We start from the raw sequence: 20,173 nt of genomic DNA, 5'->3' as shown, positions 1-20,173 counted from the left end.
CCCGATGAGCCAAGGACCCGGACGGCGTGTCGCCGAGCGGAGCGTGACCTGTCACGTCCCGCACGCTCACCGATCAACGAAAGGTCACGACATCCGGCGCGCTCACGTCGATCCGGTCGGTGTCCTCGCCGAGCAGCGCGGTGGCCACCCGGGCCTTGTCCGTGCCCCGGGTCGCGTCGCCCCAGACCACCGTCCGGTCCCCCCGCAACCGCAGGCTGATCCGGGCCAGCCCCTCCACGTTCACGTCCACCAGCTCCGCGCGCAGCTGCGGCGTCAGCGCGACGAGCACCTCCAGCGCGGCCCGGGTGCCCGGGTCGTCGGCGGCCGGACGGGCCACCGTCACCTGCGGCAGCCCCGTGGGGCGTCGCTCCACCGTCCGGAACGCCACCCCGCTCCGGTCGATCAGGGCGAACGCCTCGCCCTGCGGCACCAGCGCCACCGCGGTCCGCTCGGTCACCCGCACCACCAACGCGCCGGGCCAGTCCCGCGAGACCGTGGCCCGCTCGACCGCTGGCAGCGCGCCGACCCGCCGGGCGGCGGCGGCCAGGTCCACCCGGGCCAGCGGCACCCCGTCCGGAACGCCTACCGCGTCGTGCACCTGCACCGGAGTGACCAGGTCGGCGCCCTCCACCCGTACCTCGCGCACGCCGAACAGGCCGGTGCCGAGCACCGTCCAGGCGACCAGCCCGGCCAGGGCGAGCACCCCGGCGGCCACCGCCCACGGCAGCGCCGCACGCATGCGACGCTGCCGGGCACGGGCCATGAACCGGCGGGTCGAGGGCGGTACCGCGTCGCGGCCCGCCCGGACCAGCTGCCACCGCCGGGCCGGACCTCGGCGCGGGGCGCCGCCGTCGGCGGCGCTGGTCCGCCCTCGGGCCGGGCCGGGACTCATCCGGCCGCGGGCGCCGAGCCGCCGGGCACGGCGGTGCCACCGAGAGCCGCGCCGTCGCCACCGGACGTGGTCCCACCCGGCACCGGATCACCGATCGCCGGGGTGGTGGCGACCGGGTCGACGGTCGCGGTCGGCGCCGAGCCGGCCGTACGCTCACCCAGGGCGGCCAGCAGCTCGTCGCCCATCAGCGAGATCGGCGGGGCGCCCATGGTGACCACCACGTCTCCCGGGCGGGCCCGACGGGCCACCTCGACCGGGGCCTGCTCCCACGACTCCACGAAGACCTTGCGGTCGGCGGGCAGATCCACCGCCGCGATCAGCGCGGCCGAGCCCTCGCCGGGCTGACGCAACTCACCCGGCCCGAACACCTCCAACAACACCACCTCGTCGGCGATGGCCAGCGCCTCGGCGATCGCCGCCTGGTTGTCGCGGGTGCGGTACAGCCGGTACGGCTGGAAGACGACGATCAGCCGGCCGTCCCCGGCGACCTCGCGCAACGTCTGGTTCGCCAACGTCATCGAGGTCGGGTGGTAGGCGTACTCGTCGTAGACAAGAACACCGTCCGCGACACCCTTGCGCTCGAAGCGCCGTCGCACGCCGGGGAAGACCGCCAGCGCGGCCTCCGCCGCCTCCAGCGGCAGCTCCAGCAGGTACGCGGCCAGCACCGCGGCGGCGCTGTTCAGCCCCATGTGCCGCCCCGGCACCGGCAGCCGGAACTCGCCAAGCGACCGGCCGTCGATCGCGGCCAGGTAGCGCACCCCACGTGCGGAGGAGACCATCTCGGTCAACCGCAGGTCGGCGTCGGCCGCCTCGCCGTAGGTGTACACCCGTCGTCCCTCGGACCGCAGGCTCTCGGCCAGCCGCCGACCGCCCGGGTCGTCGGCGCAGGTGATGATGAACCCGTCCGGGTCGGTGAGGCCGGCGAACTCCACGAACGCCGCCTCCAGCGTCGCGTAGTCGCCGTAGGTGTTCAGGTGGTCCGCCTCGACGTTCGTGATGATCGAGACGTACGGGCGGTAGATGAGGAACGAGCGGTCGCTCTCGTCCGCCTCGACCACGAAGTGCTCACCGGTGCCGTGGTGGGCGCCCGAGCCGACCTCGGAGATCTCCCCGCCGATCACGAACGACGGGTCCACACCTGCCTGCTGGAGCACCATCGTCACCATCGAGGTGGTGGTGGTCTTGCCGTGCGTGCCGGCGACCGCCACCGCCCGACGGCCGGTCATCGCCGCGGCGAGCGCCTCCGAGCGGTGCAGCACGCGCAGGCCGCGCCGACGCGCCTCGACCAGCTCCAGGTGGTCCTGTGGGATTGCCGACGAGTAGACGACGGTGTCCACACCGTCGAGGTTGGTCACCTCGTGGCTGAGGTGGATGGTGCCGCCGAGCGCCCGCAGGCCCGCCAGCGAAGGCCACTCCCGCAGGTCGCTGCCGGAGACCCGGATGCCGCGGGTGAGCAGCAGCCGGGCCACGCCGAGCATGCCCACCCCACCCACTCCGATCAGGTGGACGGCGCCCAGGTCCTCGGCGGTGAGCGTGCCGGCCGGCGTGAACTGCGCGGTCATCGGGCCACCGCCGCCAGCACGAAGGAACGCAGCGCCTCGTCGCCGTCGCGCCGGCCGTACGACGCGGCGGCGGCACCCATGTTGTAGAGCCGCTGCGGGTCCCGGATGAGGGGGATGACGGTCCGCTCCAGCCAGTCCGGGGTGAGCTCCCCGTCGTCGACAAGCAGCCCACCGCCGGCCTCCACCACGGGCAGCGCGTTGCGCCGCTGCTCCTGGTTGCTGTGCGGGTACGGCACGTAGATCGTGGGCAGCCCGATCGCGGCCACCTCGGCGACGGTCATCGCCCCGCCCCGGGCCAGCATCAGGTCGGCGGCGGCGTAGCCCAGCTCCATCTCGGACAGGTACGGCAGCGTCACGTACGGCACCGGCAGGTCGGTGGGGATCGGCACCGGCTCGTTGCGGGCGCCCATCACGTGCAGCACCTGCACGCCGTTGCGGGCCAACTCCTTGGCCGCCCCGGAGACCGCCAGGTTGATCGAGCGGGCGCCGGACGAGCCGCCGGACACGAAGAGCACCGGCAGGTCCGGGCGGAGCCCGAAGTGGGCGCGGGCGGCGTTACGCAGCGCGTACCGGTCCAGACCGGCGATGCTGCGGCGCAGCGGCACACCGACGACTGTGGCGTCCCGCAGTGACTCGGCCTGGCTCGGCTGGTTCGGGAAGCCGACGGCCACGTTCTTGGTGAACTTCATGCCCAGCTTGTTGGCCACGCCCGGCGGCACGTTCACCTCGTGGATCACCATGGGCAGCTCACGACGCCACGCGGCCAGGTAGGCCGGCACCGAGACGTACCCGCCGAAGCCGACGACCACGTCGGCGCGCACCTCGTCGATCACCTTGCCCGCCGCGCGCGCCGCGGTCCACATCCGGCCCGGGGTGCGGACCAGGTTCATGTTGACCGAGCGGGGCAGCTGGTACGCCGGGATCTGCCGCAGGTCGTAGCCCTGCGGCGGGATCAGGTCGTTCTCCATGCCCCGGGGTGTGCCGAGGCAGGTGATCCGGACGCCCGGGTCGTGTCGGCGCAGGCAGTCGGCGAAGGCGAGCAGCGGGTAGACGTGCCCCCCGGTGCCACCTCCCGCGAGCACCACCGAACGCAGCGGACCCATCAGCGTCTCCTCTCGCTCGCCGTACCCTTGCGGCTGCGGTCCTGTCGGACCCCGCGCGGTGCGGCCTGATCGTCGTGGTGCCGCTCGCGGGACCGGGGCACGGACCCTCGGCCAGCGGGCGGCGTCGCCGGTCGGCGACGCCGGCCGGGAAGCGGCGGCAACGGGGCCCAGAGTAGTCGGACCCACCGGGCCGGCGGACGGGCATGCAGTGCTCTGGCCGCATCGGGTTCGGCGCGCGCGAAGGACGCCAGCATGCCGATGCCGGCCAACGTCACCACCAGCGCACTTCCGCCGTCGGAGATGAACGGCAGCGGCAGACCGGTGATCGGCAGCAGCCCGACCACCCCACCGATGTTGATCACGGCCTGGCTGACCAGCCAGGTGGTCACGGCCGTGGCGGCGAGCCGGCGGAACGGGTCGTCGACCCGCCGGGCGATCCGGAACCCGGTGTACGCGATGACAGCGAACAGGCTGAGCACCACGACGCACCCGATCACGCCCAACTCCTCGGCGATGATCGCGAAGATGAAGTCGTTGTGCGCCTCGGGCAGCCAGTCCCACTTCAGGCTGCCCTTGCCGAGCCCGACACCGAACCAGCCACCGTGCTCGATGGCCAGCCGTCCCTGGTAGAACTGGAGACAGTCGCCGAGCTTGCAGGTCTCCGGGTCCGGCGGGTTGAAGAACATGGCCAGCCGGGCGAAGCGGTAGTTGTCCTCGCCGCTCTCGCCGGAGCCGGCACCCAGCGAGGCCACCGCGACGAGCAGGCCGATCCCGACCAGACCGGCCGCCGCCAGGGCGCCGAAGACCCGCATCCGCACGCCGGCGGCCCAGAGCAGACCCACGACCAGGGCCAGCAGACAGAGCATCGTGCCCGTGTCGTTGTAGCCGACCAGGACGAAGAGCAGCCCCATCACCGGGAAGAGTGGGGTGGCCAGCTCGCGCCACCAGCCCAGCGCGGCACCCTTGCGGGCGATCAGATGCGCACCCCAGAGCACGAGCGCGAACTTGGCCAGCTCGGAGGGCTGTAGCTGGATGCCGCCGACGAACAGCCAGTTCAGCCGCGCCTCGATCGGGCCGATCTGCCCTGATTTCTGGTGGGTCAGCCGGGCGTACGCGAGCAGCAGGTTGAGCAGGAGCAGCAACCCGATCGAGGTGAACAGCAACGGCCGGCCCAGCGACCGGTAGGTGCTGGCCGGCAGGCGCTGGCAGACCCAGAACGCGCCGATGCCGATCATCGCGAAGATGGCCTGCTTGGTCACCGACGCCGAGGCGTTGCCGTCCTCGGCGTAGTCCTTCACGCTGGTCGCCGAGAAGACCATGGTCAGCCCGATCAGCAACAGCAGGCCGGCGCAGGACAGCAGCAGGTAGTACGAGGTCAGCGGCCGGTCCAGCAGGCCGCGCAACGCGGCGAGCCCGCCGGCCGCGTCGATACCGCGCGGCACCGGTGCCGCCACGGCCTCCGGCTCGCGTCCCGCCGGCCCGGACTCCCGCGCCCCCGGCCCGGATTCGCGGGCCGCCGCGCCGGGCTCCGGGCCGCGCGCCCCGGCGGCCAGCGGTGTACGCCCCGACGCGCCCGGCGACCGCCGCGCCCGCCCGCCTGCCCTGCCCTCAGTGCCGATGTCCTCCCCCACCCCGACATCATCACCGCTGAACACGCCCCACCGCCCCACAACGCCCCACCGGGCGTGTCGAACTCGCCCCCACGCCACCCTCCCGCGCCGATCTTGCACTTTCTGCGCCGGCAAAACATCCATAAAAGGACGTTCCGCCATCCGAAAGTGCAAGATCGACGGATGAGGGGGTGGGGCGCGGGGCGCGGGCCCGCGGATCAGGTCATGTTGGCGAGGAACTCGCTGTAGAACAGGCCCAGGGCGATGGCCACGCCGATGCCGGCGATGATCCAGAAACGCACCACGATGTTGACCTCGCTCCAGCCGGCCAACTCGAAGTGGTGCTGGAGCGGAGACATTCGGAACACCCGTTTGCCTGTGGTCTTGAAGGAGATGATCTGGATCACCACGGACATCGTGATGATCACGAAGAGCCCGCCGATGATCGGCAGCAGCAGGATGGTGCGGGTGGACATCGCCATGCCGGCGATCAGACCGCCCAGCCCCAGCGCCCCGGTGTCACCCATGAAGATCCGCGCCGGCGAGGTGTTCCACCACAGGAAGCCCACACAGGCCCCGGCCGCCGCCCCGGCGATCAGCGCGATCTCCAACGGGTCGCGGACCTCGTAGCAGTACGGCTGGGTGTAGTTCGGGTCGGCGCACCAGTGCCGGTACTGCCAGAACGCGATCAACGCGTACGCGGCGAGCACCATCACCGACGCGCCGGTGGCCAGACCGTCCAGGCCGTCGGTGAGGTTGACGCCGTTCGTCGCGGCCATCACCACGAAGATGAAGATGATCACCGCGCCGACCTTGCTGACCTCCAGGAAGTCGATGTCCCGGATGAAGCTCAGCGTGGTGCTGCCCACCGTCTCGGTGTTGGTAGCCAGGCCCGAACCGTTTGTCATCGTGCTCGGGAACCACAGCGCGATCACCCCGAAGACCGCACCGACCAGGATCTGGCCGAGCAACTTGCCACGCTTGTTCAGCCCGGCGCTGTTGCGCTTGCGCACCTTGAGGAAGTCGTCGAGGAAACCCACAGCGCCGGAGAAGACCATCAGCCCCAGCAGCACCAGCGCGGTGATGGTCGGCTCCACCTGGGCGATCTGCTGGTCCGGCAGGCTGGTCAGGGCGAGGTGCCCGGCCACGTACGCGATCACCGTGGCCAGGATGAAGACCACGCCACCCATCGTGGGCGTGCCCTTCTTGCCCTGGTGCATCGCGGGGCCGTCGGAACGGATCGGCTGACCGGCCTTGAGCCGGGTGAACAACTTGATCGCGATCGGGGTGCCGAACAGCGAGACGAGGAAGGCCACCCCGACGGCAACGATGACAGCCCTCATCGGGTCGACTCCCCACCGGCGTCGGCGCGCAGGGCGTCGGCCACCTCCCAGGTCCGGTACCGGGAACCCTTGACCAGGACGACATCACCCGGTCGTAGCTCGCTCCGCAGCACCTCGACGGCCGCCGCCTGATCGGTGAGCAGCACCGACTCTCCTCCCCAGTTTGCTACAGCTGACGCGCCTTCGTGGATCGGCGCAGCCGGCTCACCCACCACGAGCAGCCGGTCGACACCCAGCTCGGCCGCGAGTTGGCCGACCTCTGCGTGGCCGTCGTACTCGAACGGGCCAAGCTCGGCCATGTAACCAAGCACCGCGACGGTACGCCGCCCCTGGCCCATGCTGGCGAGCGCCCGCACCGCGACCGCCATCGAGGCCGGGTTGGCGTTGTACGAGTCGTCGATCACTGTCACCCCGTCGGGGCGGTCGAAGACGTCCATCCGTCGGGTCGAGACCAGCCCCAGCTCGCCGAGCGCCGTGGCCAGCTCGGCCTGCGGCATGCCCAGTTCCCGGGCGACCGCCGCCGCCGCGAGCGTGTTCCCGACCTGGTGGCGGCCGGCCAGCCGGAGCCGCACCGGCGCGCGCCCCTCCGGGGTGACCAGGGTGTACGACGCGTGCCCTCGCTCGTCGAGCGTGACGTCCTCGGCGCGCACGTCGGCGTCGGGCGCCTCGCCGTAGCGGACCACCCGGGCCCGCGTGCGGCCCGCCATCGCGTCCACCCGGGGGTCGTCGGCGTTCAGCACGGCCAGCCCGTCCGGCGGCAGCGCCTCGACCAGCTCCCCCTTGGCCTGCGCGATGGCCTCCTGCGAGCCGAACTCGCCGATGTGCGAGGTGCCGACGTTGAGCACCACGGAGATCCGGGGTGGCACCAGCTCGCACAGGTAACGCACGTGCCCGACCCCGCGAGCGCCCTTCTCCATCACCAGGTAGCGGGTGTCCGGGTCGGCCCGCAGGGCGGTGTACGGGTGCCCCAGCTCGTTGTTGAACGAGCCGGGCGGTGCCACAGTGGCCCCGAGCCGGGCGGTCAGCTGACCGATCAGGTCCTTCGTGGTGGTCTTGCCGGACGAGCCGGTCACGCCGATCACGGTCAGCCCGGTCAGCCGGTCCACCGCCGCGCGGGCCAGTCGGCCCATCGCGGTCAGGGCGTCGTCGACAAGCACCATCGGCACGCCGGGCACCTCTCGGCTGCCGAGCACCGCCACCGCGCCGGCCTTGATCGCCGTCGCCGCGTAGTCGTGCCCGTCGACCTTCTCCCCCGGGAAGGCCACGAAGAGCGAACCGGGCCCCACCTTGCGCGAGTCGAACTCCACCGAACCGGTGACGGTGGCGGCCGGGTCGGCGGCCACCAGCCGTCCGTCGACCGCCGCGGCCACCTCGGCCAGGCTCAGCGTGATCACCGCTGACCCGCCAGGTCCCCGAAGCGGGCCCGCAGCGCCTCGGCCAACTCGACACTGTCGTCGAACGGGAGCACCTCGCCCGCCACCTCCTGGCCGCGCTCGTGCCCCTTGCCGAGCAGCGCGATCACGTCGCCCGGCTCGGCCAGCCGAACCGCCTCGTCGATCGCGGCGCGGCGGCCCGCCACCTCGATGATCCGCGCGGCCGTGGCGGCCCGGTACGCCCCGGCGAGCACCTCGGCGCGGATCTCCGCCGGGTCCTCGGTACGCGGATTGTCGTCGGTCACCAGCACCACGTCGGCTCCCTCCGCCGCGGCGGCGCCCATCACCGGCCGCTTGCCCCGGTCCCGGTCCCCGCCGGCGCCGATCACACAGATCAGTCGGCCGGCGCTGAACTCTCGCAGCGCGGCCAGCGCGGCCACTATCGCGTCAGACTTGTGGGCGTAGTCGACCACCCCGCGCACCGGCGCGGCCACGTCGACCAGCTCCAGCCGGCCCGGGACGCCCCCGCAGGCGGCCACACCGGTCGCCGCGGTCACCGGATTCACCCCGGCACCGACAAGTGCGGCGATGGCCAGCAGCGCGTTGGCCACGTTGTGCCGGCCCGGCAGCGCGACGCCGGCGGACACTGCCACGCCGTCCGGGCCGTGCGCGGTGAACCGCTGCGCGTACCCCTCGCCGCCCACACCGTCGGCCCACCAGGTCGCGCCCTGGTCGCCGGCCGCCGAGTAGGTGACGGTGGTTGGCTTGAGCAGCGGCTTCAACGCCGGGTCGTCGTGGTTGAGCACCTCGACCCCGCAGCGCCCGTCGAAGAGCTGGGCCTTTGCGGCGAAGTAGTCGTCGCTGTCGGCGTGGAAGTCCAGGTGGTCGGAGCCGAAGTTGGTGTAACCCCCGACGGCGAACCGCACACCGCCCACCCGACCCATGGCCAGCGCGTGGCTGGAGACCTCCATGACCACTGCGGTGACCCCCCGCTCGCGGGCGGTGGCCAGCATGGCGTGCAGGTCGGTCGCCTCGGGGGTGGTGCGCACACTGTCGATCACCAGGTCACCGAGCCGGGTCTCCACCGTCCCGACCAGTCCGGTGGTGTGTCCGGCCGCCCGCAACCCCGACTCGATCAGGTACGCGGTGGACGTCTTGCCCGCGGTGCCGGTCACCCCGATCACTGTGAGATCGGCGGTCGGATCGCCGTAGACGGCCGAGGCCAACTCGCCGAGCACGGCGCGCGGGTCGGGCACCACCAGGGCGGGCAGGCCGGTCTCCGCCGCCAGCTCCGCACCCGCCGCGTCGGTCAGCAGGGCCACAGCACCCGCCTCGGCGGCGCCGGCGGCGAACTCCGCGCCGTGCCGACGGGTGCCGGGCAGCGCCGCGTACAGGTCGCCGGCGCGAACCTCCTGGCTGGCATGGGTGACCCCGGTGACGACCACCGCGGCGGCCTCCGCCGGAAGGTCGACGGCGAGCCGGACGGCGAGATCACCGAGCCGGACTCCGGTCACGGTACGTGGACGTGGATTGCCGGGCACGGCGTCAGACCCTACCCGGTCGTCCGGTTCCGGCCGCACAGCCGCCCCGGTGGTTCGTCGGCACTCACCGATGATGTCCCGCCATCGCTGCTCAGCGCGGATAGACCACGAACTTGGGCGCGGATCCGCCGGTCGAGGGCGGCACCCGATAGTGACGCAGAGTGAACTGCATCATGTCGCGGAACGCCGGATTGGCGATCGCCGCGCCCCCGCCGTTGGGCGCGTAGACGAAGACGGCGATCACGTAGCGGGGGTTCTCGGCGGGAGCCATCCCGATGAAGGAGGACACCTCCCCGGGCTGCTTCTTGCCGTTCACCAGCCGCCAGCCGGTGCCGGTCTTGCCGGCGACCCGGTAGCTGGGGACCGCTGCGGTGACGCCGGTGGCGCCGTCGACGGTGGTGACCGCCTCCAGCATGGTGCGCAGGGCCGCCGCGTTCTGCGGGCTGAGCACCGACCGGGTCACCGGTGCTGGCGCGGGGGTGCGCTTGCCGTCCGGGCCGATCACCTCCTTGACCAGGTGCGGCTGCACGTACGTGCCGTTGTTGGCGATGGCGGCGTACGCGGCGGTCATCTGCAGCGGTGTGGCGTCGACGCTGTGCCCGATCGGCACCGACCCGTACGACGAGCCGCTCCACTCGTCGGCCGGCAGCAGTCGGCCGCTTGCCTCCCCGGGCATCCCCTCGCCGGTGGGCTTGCCCAGCCCGAACCGCTTCTGGTAGTCGATCAGCCGGTCCCGGCCGAGCTTGTCGGCGATCGTGATGGTGCCGACGTTGGACGAGTAGGCGAGCATCCCCGGCACGCTCATCCGCTTGCCGTTGGCCGGGTGCGTGTCGGAGAACCAGGTGTCGCCCATCTTGATGCTGTTGGCGATCGGCAACGTGGTGTCCGGCGTGATCACCCCCTCCTGCAACGCCGCTCCGTAGGTGATCGCCTTGTGCACCGAGCCGGGGTCGACCACGAAGCTGGTCGCGGCGTCCTCCCGGGCGACCGGGTCGCTGGGCATCGGCTTCGCCGCGTCGTAGGTGGGGTTGCTGGCCTGGGCCAGCACCGCGCCGGAGGGAATCTCCATGACCACTGCCGCACCGGTGCCGCCCGGCACCTGGGACATGCCCGCGCTGAGGATCTGCTGCGTGCGGAACTGCAGGTCACGGACGATGGTGAGGGAGAGCGAGCTGCCCGGCTTGGCGAGAGTGGTCCGGCTGTAGCCGCCCGGAATGGGCGCGGCGAGGTCGCCGAGGCCGGCCTCGTACACCCGTTTGCCGTCCTGACCGGCGAGCACGTCGTCGTAGCGGGCCTCCAGCCCTTCCAACCCGTCCATGTCCTGGCTGGTGAAGCCGATCAGGTTGGCCGCCAGGTCACCGCCGGGCACGTCGCGGCGCTCGTCGCGGTGCACCCCGATGCCGGGCAGTTCCAGCGCCTGCACCCGCTTGGCGGTCGGGATCTCCACGCCCCGGGCCAGGTAGGCGAACGTGGACGCGATGCCGTTCTCCAGCTTGCGCGGCTTCATCAACTCCATGAGCTTCGACACCGGAATGCCGAGCAGCGGGGAGAGCGCCTTCGCGGTGCCCGCCTGATCCTCGACCTCGGTCGGGTCGGCGTACACGTACCGCGCCTCGACACTGCGGGCCAGCGGCGCGCCGGTGCTGTCGTAGATCGCGCCGCGCGGCGCCGGCAGCTCGACCGTGCGGAGGCGGTCGGTGACGCCGCCCCCGGCGTACGCCGGGGCGTCGACGGCCTGGAGGAAGATCAACCGGATGCCGATGACGGCGAACAGGGTCAGGGCGAGCACGGTGCCCAGCCGCAGCCGCAGCCGCGAGTCGGCAAGCTTCGGCGGACGTCGCGGCTTGCGGGACGGCCGCCGGGCCGCCGGGCGGTCGGCGCGACGCGGTCCGCCAGGCGTGGCCCGGCGACGCGGCGGCGGCTCGTCCCCACCCGGGCCACGGGGGGTACGCGGCGTGACGGTGCGCACCACCTGACCGCGTCCGGCGGCCGGCGCGTCACGCCGGCCGACCCGCGCGGCGGCCCGGCCACCGTCGAGCACCTGCAACGCCGGCCGGAACGGATCACCGGACCGGGTGCTGCGCGGCGTACGCCGCTGCTCGGCGCCCTGACCGCGCGCCGGCGTGCCGCGCTCCTCGCGGACGGTCCGACCCCTCGGGGTGTACGCCCTGGCGCCGGAGATGCCCCCGATGCCCGGCTCACCGGTGCGCGGCTCGTCCGACCTTGGTGGCACCGGTCAGCCTCCCGCACCCTGGCTGGTCACCGACGGCTGGCCGTTCGCCGGCTGCGGCACACCGATGGTCTTGCCGTCCGGCAGCCGGATGTAGCCCGGCTCGCCAGCGTCGACCAGACCCAGCCGCTTCGCGTTGGCGGTCAGGTTGCCCGGCGCCTCGGCGTCGGCGATCTGCTTGTCCAGTTGCTGCTTCTCCAGGTCCAGTCGAGCCTGCTGCTGCTGCAACCGCTCCAGCCGGAACGCGTTCTCATTGATCTTGGTGTTGACCGCCAGGATGCCCAGCACCCCACCGACCACCAGCACCACGATCAGCGCCGCGAACGGCGCACGCGGCACCGAGATCGGCGGCGGCGGCGCCACCCGCAGCCGCGGCGGGCGCGCGCTGGTGGCGCTGGCCGCCTTCTCCACCGGTCGCAGCGCGGCGGTGCCCTGAGTCGGGAACTCGCGCGCCCCCCGGGCGCGAGTCTCCCCCTGCTGCTTCACTCGATCGATGCGTGGCGTACCGTTCCCGAGGCGCGGAGCCCGCTCCGCCGCGGTCCGGCCCCCCGACCGCGGTGCGCGCTGCCCGCCGCCGGTGACGTCCCGGCGGTCGCGCTTGTCAATGCTCATGTCCCTCCCCCTCAACGTCCGTCCCTCTGCCGTCCCCGGTGCCCCTGACCCCCCACGGATCAGGCGGACCCGGTGCCCGGTTGGTGCATTCCCTTCACCCGTCGGCGAGACCGTTCGCGGTCGGTCCGCCCCTGCTCTGTCGCGTTCGGGTCGAGTCGCTCCGCGGCCCGCAGCCGCACCGAGGCGGCCCGCGGGTTCGCGGCGACCTCCGCCTCCCCCGGCAGTTCGGCGCCCCGGCTGAGCAGCCGGAACGTCGGACCGGACCCGGGAAGCTCGACCGGGAGGTCAATCGGGCCCTTACTGCGGACCCGGTCCGTGAGGGCCGCCTTGGTGAGCCTGTCCTCCAGCGAGTGGTAGGACAGGACCACCATGCGACCGCCCACGGTCAGTGCGTCGAGTGCGGATGGCAACGCTGTCTCCAGCGCTGCCAGCTCTCTGTTTACCTCGATCCGTAAAGCCTGAAACGTTCTCTTTGCCGGGTGCCCACCCGTTCGTCGGGCTGGTGCCGGGATCGAGTCCCGAACCAACTCCGCCAGGAGCGCGGACGAGGTGATCCGGGCCCGCTCCCGCTGCCGGATGATCGCCGAGGCGATCCGACCGGCGAACTTCTCCTCGCCGTAGACCCGCAGCACCCGGGCCAGGTTCGGATGCCCGTACGTGTTGACCACCTCTTCGGCGGTCACCCCCCGGGTCTGGTCCATCCGCATGTCCAACGGCGCGTCCTGGGCGTACGCGAACCCGCGGTCGGGCGCGTCCAGCTGCAACGACGAGACACCCAGGTCGAACAGGATGCCGTCGATGGCCGGATAGCCCAGCCGGTCCAGCACGTCCGGCAACTCGTCGTAGACGGCGTGCTCCAGGTGCACCCGATCGGCGAACCGGGCCAGTCGGACCCGCGCGTGGGCGAGCGCCTCGGTGTCCCGGTCGAGCCCGATCAGGACCGTCTCCGGATGCGCCTCGAGCACCGCCTCCGCGTGCCCGGCCAGACCGAGCGTCGCGTCGACGTAGACCGTCCGGCCGCCTCGACCCAGCGCGGGGGCCAGCAGCTCGAGGCACCGCTCGAGCAGCACCGGCACGTGCGTGCCGCGCAACTCCCCCATGTTGACCCCCACTGGTTGAAACGTCCGTTCTTCTCGTGCGCCTGTCGTCGGACGGCGCTGCCGTCGTACCGCCAGATCCCCATCCGCTCCCGCCTGACACCGGACCGTCGCCCAATGACTGGATCGTGCGCCTGGCACCGGGGAAGTGATGCCAGGAACTCGAAAGCGGCTGGAGATCTCGCAGTACGTCGGGCGCCGTTACCGCCCTACAGACCGCCGGGCAGCACCCCCTCCTCAATGTCGGCGAAGTCGTCTTCGCTGTCGGCGAGGTAGGTCTCCCAGGCGACCTTGTCCCAGATCTCCACCCGCGTGCTCGCGCCGATCACCACCAACTCGCGGTCGAGCGCGGCATAGGCCCGCAGGTGGGCCGGAATGGTCACCCGACCCTGCTTGTCCGGAACCTCGTCGTGCGCGCTGGCGAAGAAAACCCGGCTGTAGGCCCGAGCCGCCTTGTGTGTCATCGGCTGTGCGCGCAACTGCTCCGCGATCCGCTGGAACTCAGGGGTCGGGAAGACGTAGAGGCAGCGCTCCTGCCCTTTGGTGACCACGACACCCCCCGCCAGCTCATCCCGAAACTTGGCCGGAAGGATCAACCGGCCCTTTTCGTCCAGGCGCGGAGTGTGGGTGCCGAGAAACATCGGCCCAACCCCCTCGCCCCTGAGCGGCGTTCGCGGCGCCGCTGACCCCCCGGGCCGGTGAGCCCTCCCGGCCTCACCATTGGTCCCCACTCTACTCCACTTCCCTCCACCCGCAACCAAATTCGCCCGCGTGGCGCGGCTGACCCGGCGACAAAACCGCACGTCACAAGGGGTGGAGCGCAGTGGAGGGCTCCGGCCGCCCCTCGGCGTGGTCCGCTTTCCGACATAGATCGACTCCGTCCGGGTGACACCGACCCGGCCGCCCGCGCAGCCACCACGGCCGAACGGTTCACAGTCGGCGGCGATCTGGTGGGGCCGGCGGTCCGGTAACCTCGCTCGCGTGACGGACGCGAAAATGCCCCTACGGGCCAAGGTGGCCAGCTCCGTGTCACGGACCGCCGCGGCGCTCTCCCGGGCCGCCGGCCGTGGCGACGGTTCGGTGATCGGCGGATGGATCGGCCTGAAGATCGACCCGGACCTGCTGGCCCACCTGTCGGCCGGGCGCGCGATCGCGCTCGTCTCCGGCACCAACGGCAAGACCACCACCACCCGGTTGACCTCCGCCGCGGTCGGCGTGCTCGGCCGGGTCGCCACCAACTCGTTCGGCGCCAACATGCCCAGCGGGCACACCTCGGCGCTGGCCAAGGCCGGCAGCACCCCGTACGCGGTGCTGGAGGTCGACGAGCACTACCTCGCCCAGGTGCTGGAGGCGACCGAGCCACACGTGGTCGCACTGCTGAACCTCTCCCGCGACCAGCTCGACCGCGCCAAGGAGGTCGCCATGATGGCGCAGCTCTGGCGCGCGGCGCTGGTCCGGCACACCGACGTACGGGTGGTGGCCAACGCCGACGACCCGCTGGTCGTGTGGGCCGCCACACCGCCGGGCGACCCCGCCCGGGGCATCAACCCGCCGCACGTGACGTGGTTCAGTGCCGGCCAGCGCTGGCACGACGACTCCTGGGTCTGCCCGGAGTGCGGCTCCACCATCCAGCGCTCCGGCGAGCAGTGGTGGTGCACCGGCTGCCCGCTGCGCCGACCGGAGCCGCACTGGGTCGTCGAGGACGAGGGCGTGCTCGACCCCACCGGCGCCTGGCACAAGGTCTCGCTCCAACTGCCCGGCAAGGTCAACCTCGGCAACGCGGCGACCGCGCTGGCGGTGGCCGCCGAGTTCGGCGTCCGCCCGGTCGACGCGGTGTCCCGCCTCGGCATCGTCACCTCGGTGGCCGGCCGCTATGCCCAGGTCGACAAGGACGGGCGCAACATCCGGCTGCTGCTGGCCAAGAACCCGGCCAGTTGGCTGGAGGCGTTCGACATGGCCGACGACGCGCCGACCCTGCTCTCCATCAACGCGCGCGACCCCGACGGTCTGGACACCTCCTGGCTGTACGACGTCGACTTCGCCCCGCTCCGCGGCCGACAGGTGTTGATCACCGGCGACCGGGCGTACGACCTGGCGGTCCGGCTGGACGTCAACGACGTCCCGTTCCAGCACGTCCGCACGTTCGACGACGCGCTCCGGTCGGTCCCGCCCGGGCGGCTGGAGGTCATCGCGAACTACACCGCGTTCCAGGACATCCGAGCGGAGTTGGACCGTGTCATCTGAGAGTCTGCGCATCGTCTGGATCTACCCCGACCTGCTCTCCACCTACGGAGACCGGGGCAACGCCCTGATCCTCGCCCGCCGGGCCCGTCAACGCGGGATGCCTGTCGAGGTGCTGGAGGTCCGCTCCGACCAGCGGCTGCCCGCGACCGCCGACATCTACCTGGTCGGCGGTGGCGAGGACGGCCCGCAGGCGCTCGGCGCCCAGCGGCTGCTCGCCGACGGCGGCCTGCACCGCGCGGTCGCCCAGGGCTCTGTCGTGTTCGGCGTCTGCGCCGGCTACCAACTGCTCGGCACCTCGTTCTTCGCCAAGGGCGTGCAGTGCCGCGGGCTGGAGTTGCTCGACCTGCAGTCCGACCGGGGCGAGAGCCGGGCCGTGGGCGAGCTGGCAGGTGAGATCGACCCTCGGCTGGGCCTGCCCCCGCTGACCGGCTTCGAGAACCACGGCGGCCGCACCCACCTCGGCCCGGAGGTCTCCCCGCTGGCCCGGGTCACCGCCGGGGTGGGCAACGACGGCGCCACCGAGGGCGCGTGGCGCGGCAAGCTGTTGGGCACCTACTCGCACGGGCCGGCGCTGGCTCGCAACCCGGCCCTGGCCGACCTTCTGCTGCGCTGGGCCACCGGGGCACACCAGCTCCCGCCGTTGGACGACACCTGGTCGGACCGGCTCCGCAACGAGCGCCGCTCCGCGGTGGCCGCCGCCCGGGCATGATCCGTGCCGTCCGGCGGCTGCTCCGGCAGCCGTCGGCCGCGCGGTTCGCCCTGCTCGTGCTGCTGATCGGCGGGTGCGGGTTACTGCTGCTCCTGGTGCCCCGGCCGGACCCGGCGCAGCTGCCGCTGGTCGCCGACCGGCTGGGCGACCTCGCCCCGGTGGCGGCGATCCTCGGGGGCGCGCTGCTGCTTGTCGCGCTGGTGCCCCGGACCTTCATCACGCTTGCCGCGGGCGCGATCTTCGGTCCCGTTGAGGGTGCCGCGTACGCCCTGGGCGCCGCGCTGGTGGCCGCGGCGATCGGGTTCACTGTCGGCCGGTTGCTCGGTCGGGAGTTCGTGGCCGAACGGGTCCGCGGTCGCCTGGCCCGCCTCGACGGCTGGTTCGCCCGGCAGAGCGTGCTCGGTGTGGTCACCGTCCGGCTGCTGCCGATCGCCGGCTTCGGGCTGGTCAGCTACGGCTACGGCACGACCGGCGCACGGGTGCTGCCGTTCCTGGCCGGCAGCGTGATCGCGTCCGCGCCGACCGCCTTCGGGTACGCGGCGATCGGCGCGGCGGTCAGCTCCCCCGGCCACGTCAACTGGTACACCGCCGCCCCGGCCAGCCTCGGCCTGATCGCCAGCCTGGTCCTCGTTCACAAGTGGTGGCGCGCCGAACGCCGCCGCCACACCATGCCGGTCTAACCCGACGACCCACCCCGCGATCTTGCACTTTCTGCACCGACATTCCCCTCGAAGGGGGTAAGTCGACGACAGAAAGTGCAAGATCGCGGGGGTTGGAGGGCGGGGTCAGGCGACGACCGAGACCATCCGGCCCTTGACCACGATGACCTTGCGGGGTTCCTTGCCGTTCAGGGTCGCCGCCACCGCGTCCAGGGCAGCAGCGCGAACGGCGTCCTCGGAGGCGTCGGCGGGGACCTCGATGCGGCCACGGACCTTGCCGTTGACCTGCACCGGGTAGGTCACCGTGTCGGCCACCAGCAGCGCCGGATCGGCGGTCGGGAAGTCCGCGTACGTCAGCGAGGTGTCGTGGCCCAGCTTGCGCCACAGCTCCTCGGCCAGGTGCGGGGCGAACGGCGCCACCATCAGCACCAGCGGCTCGGCCACCTCGCGAGGCGTGGCCGACAGGCGGGTCAGCCCGTTGGTCAGCTCGATCAGCTTGGCGATCGCGGTGTTGAACCGGATGTCGTCCATGTCGCCACGGACCCCGTCGATCACCTTGTGCAGCAGCCGGCGGGTCGCCTCGTCGGCCGGGTCCTCGGTGACCCGCAGGTCGCCGGTCTGCTCGTCGACGACGACCCGCCACACCCGCTGCAGGAACCGGTACGAGCCGACCACCGCCCGGGTCTCCCAGGGTCGGGACACCTCCAGCGGGCCCATCGACATCTCGTAGACCCGGAAGGTGTCCGCGCCGTAGGCGGCGCACATGTCGTCGGGGGTCACCACGTTCTTCAGCGACTTGCCCATCTTGCCGTACTCGCGGTTGACCGCCAGATCGCCCACGTAGTAGGCGCCGTCGCGCTCGAAGACCTCCTCGGCCTGCACGTAGCTGCCGCGCGAGTCGGTGTACGCGTACGCCTGGATCATGCCCTGGTTGAACAGCTTGCGGAACGGCTCGAACGACGACACGTGCCCCAGGTCGAACAGCACCTTGTGCCAGAACCGCGCGTACAGCAGGTGCAGCACGGCGTGCTCGGCGCCACCGACGTACAGGTCGGTGCCCCCGCAGTCACCCTCGGCGCGCGGGCCCATCCAGTACCGCTCGTTCTCCGCGTCGACGAACCGCTCACTGTTGGTCGGGTCCAGGTAGCGCAGCTCGTACCAGCAGGAGCCGGCCCACTGCGGCATCACGTTGGTTTCCCGGGTGTAGCGCTTCGGCCCGTCACCCAGGTCCAGTTCGACCTCGACCCAGTCGCGCCGCCGCGACAGCGGGGTCTCCGGGTTGCTGTTGGCGTCGTCGGCGTCGAACGTCTTCGGGGAGAAGTCGTCCACCTCCGGCAGCTCGACAGGCAGCATCTCCTCGGGCAGCGCGATGGCCGCGCCGGTCTCGTCGTAGACGATCGGGAACGGCTCGCCCCAGTACCGCTGCCGGGAGAACAGCCAGTCGCGCAGCCGGTAGGTCACCGCGCCGGTGCCGTGCCCGTTCGCCTCCAGCCAGGCGATGATCGCCGCCTTGGCGTCGGCGACCCCCAGGCCGTCCAGGTCCAGGCCGCGCTCGGGCGCGGCGCTGTTGATCGCCGGACCGTCCCCGGTGTACGCCTTGCCGTCGAAGCCCTCCGCCGGCTGCACGGTACGGACGATGGGCAGCTCGAAGACCTCGGCGAACGCCCAGTCCCGCTCGTCCTGCGCCGGCACCGCCATGATCGCGCCGGTGCCGTAGCCGGCCAGCACGTAGTCCGCGATGAAGATCGGGATCTGCCCGCCGGTGACCGGGTTGGTGGCGTACGCGCCGATGAAGACGCCGGTCTTCTCCTTGGTGTCGGACTGCCGCTCGACGTCGGTCTTGGCGGCCGCAGCCTTGCGGTACGCCTCGACGGCCTCCCGGGGGCTGGCGTGCCCGCCGGTCCAGGCGTCCCTCGTGCCGTTCGGCCAGGTGGCCGGCGCCAGCGTGTCGACCAGCTCGTGCTCGGGCGCCAGCACCATGTAGGTGGCGCCGAAGACGGTGTCCGGGCGGGTCGTGAACACCCGCACCGGCGCCGCGCTGGTCGGGAAGTCGATGTGGGCGCCCGTGGAGCGGCCGATCCAGTTGCGCTGCATCAGCTTGATCGGCTCGGGCCAGTCCAGGCTGTCCAGGTCGTCCAGCAGCCGGTCACCGTACGCGGTGATCCGCATCTTCCACTGCTTCAGGTTGCGCCTGAAGACCGGGAAGTTGCCCCGGTCGGAGCGGCCGTCGGCGGTGACCTCCTCGTTGGCCAGCACGGTGCCCAGCCCCGGGCACCAGTTGACCGGCGCCTCCGAGACGTACGCCAGGCGGTGGTCGTCGACGACCTGGCGGCGCTCGGCGACGCTCAGCTCGGCCCAGGCGCGGCCGTCCGGGGTGGACCGGTTACCGCCCTCGAACTCGGCGATCAGCTCGGCGATCGGACGGGCCCGGCCGGCGTCGCGGTCGTACCAGGAGTTGAAGATCTGCAGGAAGATCCACTGGGTCCAGCGGTAGAAGTCGGTGTCGATGGTGGCCACCGAGCGGCGCTCGTCGTGGGCCAGCCCCAGCCGCCGCAGCTGCGCCTTGTACCGCTCGATGTTCGCGACAGTGGTGGTCCGGGGGTGCGTGCCGGTCTGCACCGCGTACTGCTCGGCGGGCAGGCCGAACGCGTCGAAGCCCATCGCGTGCAGCACGTTGCGGCCGGCCATCCGCTGGTAGCGGGCGTAGCAGTCGGTGCCGATGTAGCCCAGCGGGTGGCCGACGTGCAGGCCCGCCCCGGAGGGGTACGGGAACATGTCCAGCACGTACAGCTTCTCCGCGCCGGCGCGGGGGTGGGTCGGGTCGGCCAGCGGGCCGGTCGGGTTCGGTGCGTGGAAGGTGCCCTCGCGCGCCCAGGTGTCCTGCCAACGAATCTCGATCTCGTCGGCCAGGGCCGCGGTGTACCGGAACGGGGGAATGTCGCCCGCCGGTGCGGCTGCCTCACTCATCGTCTCTCCTCGCTTCGCTTCGCTTCGTCTCGGCACCACCGGGCCGGGCCGGCGGCGGGCACAAAAAAGCCCCTCGCGCAGGAGGGGCCGCCGTGCTGTCGCTGCGTTCAGCGCATCAGCACGGCCCGGTAAGAAGCAGGAAGACTCCGGCCATGCCCCGCAGTGTACCTTGCCCACGGATCCTCTTGCCGGCCCCCGCGTCGGGCGAACCCCGTTCCCCCAAGCTGGCGA

At 72.2% G+C, this 20,173-nt stretch carries 14 protein-coding genes and 1 pseudogene; 3 read left to right on the top strand and 12 right to left on the bottom strand.

Annotation, left to right across the window (positions count from 1 at the left end; translation table 11 throughout):
• Window positions 1-73 precede the first annotated feature (73 nt).
• The 11 genes and pseudogenes from KBX71_RS21575 to mraZ form a co-directional block, all read right to left on the bottom strand.
• The gene (locus KBX71_RS21575) at window positions 74-892 is read right to left on the bottom strand and encodes a cell division protein FtsQ/DivIB (RefSeq protein ID WP_210819772.1); all 819 of its coding nucleotides are present in this window, start codon (window positions 890-892) and stop codon (window positions 74-76) included.
• Window positions 889-2,454: a UDP-N-acetylmuramate--L-alanine ligase gene (gene murC / locus KBX71_RS21570; protein ID WP_210819771.1), complete on the bottom strand. Its 1,566-nt coding sequence runs from the start codon at window positions 2,452-2,454 to the stop codon at window positions 889-891. The genes KBX71_RS21575 and murC overlap by 4 nt, the downstream gene beginning before the upstream one ends.
• A complete protein-coding gene (gene murG, locus KBX71_RS21565; RefSeq protein WP_124821632.1) occupies window positions 2,451-3,557 on the bottom strand; it encodes an undecaprenyldiphospho-muramoylpentapeptide beta-N-acetylglucosaminyltransferase in 1,107 nt (368 codons plus the stop codon). The genes murC and murG overlap by 4 nt, the downstream gene beginning before the upstream one ends.
• Window positions 3,557-5,011 carry an FtsW/RodA/SpoVE family cell cycle protein gene (locus KBX71_RS21560; protein ID WP_374102624.1) on the bottom strand — a complete coding sequence of 485 codons (1,455 nt, stop codon included), beginning with the start codon at window positions 5,009-5,011 and terminating at the stop codon, window positions 3,557-3,559. Before KBX71_RS21560 ends, murG begins: the two co-directional genes overlap by 1 nt.
• Before the next feature lie 374 nt (window positions 5,012-5,385).
• A complete protein-coding gene (gene mraY, locus KBX71_RS21555; RefSeq protein ID WP_124815347.1) occupies window positions 5,386-6,510 on the bottom strand; it encodes a phospho-N-acetylmuramoyl-pentapeptide-transferase in 1,125 nt (374 codons plus the stop codon).
• Complete coding sequence (gene murF, locus KBX71_RS21550) at window positions 6,507-7,904, bottom strand: UDP-N-acetylmuramoyl-tripeptide--D-alanyl-D-alanine ligase (protein WP_210819770.1); 1,398 nt, start codon at window positions 7,902-7,904, stop codon at window positions 6,507-6,509. The genes mraY and murF overlap by 4 nt, the downstream gene beginning before the upstream one ends.
• Window positions 7,901-9,463, bottom strand: coding sequence for a UDP-N-acetylmuramoyl-L-alanyl-D-glutamate--2,6-diaminopimelate ligase (locus KBX71_RS21545; protein ID WP_210819769.1), 1,563 nt, complete (start codon window positions 9,461-9,463; stop codon window positions 7,901-7,903). The genes murF and KBX71_RS21545 overlap by 4 nt, the downstream gene beginning before the upstream one ends.
• A 52-nt stretch (window positions 9,464-9,515) precedes the next feature.
• On the bottom strand, window positions 9,516-11,657 hold the full coding sequence (locus KBX71_RS21540) for a penicillin-binding protein 2 (RefSeq protein WP_210819768.1): 2,142 nt from the start codon (window positions 11,655-11,657) through the stop codon (window positions 9,516-9,518).
• Between the two features lie 3 nt (window positions 11,658-11,660).
• Window positions 11,661-12,266: a hypothetical protein gene (locus KBX71_RS21535; RefSeq protein WP_124815113.1), complete on the bottom strand. Its 606-nt coding sequence runs from the start codon at window positions 12,264-12,266 to the stop codon at window positions 11,661-11,663.
• Window positions 12,256-13,366 (bottom strand): annotated as a pseudogene (gene rsmH / locus KBX71_RS21530) (16S rRNA (cytosine(1402)-N(4))-methyltransferase RsmH). Before rsmH ends, KBX71_RS21535 begins: the two are co-directional and overlap by 11 nt.
• A gap of 206 nt (window positions 13,367-13,572) precedes the next feature.
• Window positions 13,573-14,004, bottom strand: coding sequence for a division/cell wall cluster transcriptional repressor MraZ (mraZ, locus tag KBX71_RS21525; protein WP_124817664.1), 432 nt, complete (start codon window positions 14,002-14,004; stop codon window positions 13,573-13,575).
• Window positions 14,005-14,359: 355 nt separating this feature from the next.
• On the opposite strand from mraZ, the gene KBX71_RS21520 reads away from it, so the two are divergent.
• Genes KBX71_RS21520 through KBX71_RS21510 form a run of 3 tightly spaced genes read left to right on the top strand, consistent with a single transcriptional unit; the run spans window position 14,360 to window position 16,996 of the window.
• Window positions 14,360-15,607, top strand: a complete 1,248-nt coding sequence (locus tag KBX71_RS21520) for a MurT ligase domain-containing protein (protein ID WP_091407686.1) — start codon at window positions 14,360-14,362, stop codon at window positions 15,605-15,607.
• Window positions 15,597-16,316 (top strand): type 1 glutamine amidotransferase, encoded by a 720-nt coding sequence (locus KBX71_RS21515; RefSeq protein WP_196925380.1) that lies wholly within the window; start codon window positions 15,597-15,599, stop codon window positions 16,314-16,316. The genes KBX71_RS21520 and KBX71_RS21515 overlap by 11 nt, the downstream gene beginning before the upstream one ends.
• The gene (locus tag KBX71_RS21510; RefSeq protein WP_210819767.1) at window positions 16,313-16,996 is read left to right on the top strand and encodes a TVP38/TMEM64 family protein; all 684 of its coding nucleotides are present in this window, start codon (window positions 16,313-16,315) and stop codon (window positions 16,994-16,996) included. Before KBX71_RS21515 ends, KBX71_RS21510 begins: the two co-directional genes overlap by 4 nt.
• A 105-nt stretch (window positions 16,997-17,101) precedes the next feature.
• On the opposite strand, the gene leuS is transcribed toward KBX71_RS21510, so the two are convergent.
• The gene (gene leuS / locus KBX71_RS21505) at window positions 17,102-19,942 is read right to left on the bottom strand and encodes a leucine--tRNA ligase (protein WP_210819766.1); all 2,841 of its coding nucleotides are present in this window, start codon (window positions 19,940-19,942) and stop codon (window positions 17,102-17,104) included.
• Window positions 19,943-20,173: the final 231 nt, after the last annotated feature.

It is taken from the genome of Micromonospora sp. D93 (genome assembly GCF_018070365.1).
Classification (GTDB): Bacteria; Actinomycetota; Actinomycetes; order Mycobacteriales; family Micromonosporaceae; genus Micromonospora; species Micromonospora ureilytica.
The sequence above is the reverse complement of the archived record's forward strand: the minus strand, read 5'-3'. Positions and strand labels throughout refer to the sequence as shown.

What these genes read in the sequence shown, in the direction of transcription:
- KBX71_RS21575 (WP_210819772.1), bottom strand. Translation starts at nt 892, where the DNA reads ATGAGTCCCGGCCCGGCCCGAGGGCGGACCAGCGCCGCCGACGGCGGC.
- murC (WP_210819771.1), bottom strand. Translation starts at nt 2,454, where the DNA reads ATGACCGCGCAGTTCACGCCGGCCGGCACGCTCACCGCCGAGGACCTG.
- murG (WP_124821632.1), bottom strand. Translation starts at nt 3,557, where the DNA reads ATGGGTCCGCTGCGTTCGGTGGTGCTCGCGGGAGGTGGCACCGGGGGG.
- mraY (WP_124815347.1), bottom strand. Translation starts at nt 6,510, where the DNA reads ATGAGGGCTGTCATCGTTGCCGTCGGGGTGGCCTTCCTCGTCTCGCTG.
- KBX71_RS21535 (WP_124815113.1), bottom strand. Translation starts at nt 12,266, where the DNA reads ATGAGCATTGACAAGCGCGACCGCCGGGACGTCACCGGCGGCGGGCAG.
- mraZ (WP_124817664.1), bottom strand. Translation starts at nt 14,004, where the DNA reads ATGTTTCTCGGCACCCACACTCCGCGCCTGGACGAAAAGGGCCGGTTG.
- KBX71_RS21520 (WP_091407686.1), top strand. Translation starts at nt 14,360, where the DNA reads ATGCCCCTACGGGCCAAGGTGGCCAGCTCCGTGTCACGGACCGCCGCG.
- KBX71_RS21510 (WP_210819767.1), top strand. Translation starts at nt 16,313, where the DNA reads ATGATCCGTGCCGTCCGGCGGCTGCTCCGGCAGCCGTCGGCCGCGCGG.
- leuS (WP_210819766.1), bottom strand. Translation starts at nt 19,942, where the DNA reads ATGAGTGAGGCAGCCGCACCGGCGGGCGACATTCCCCCGTTCCGGTAC.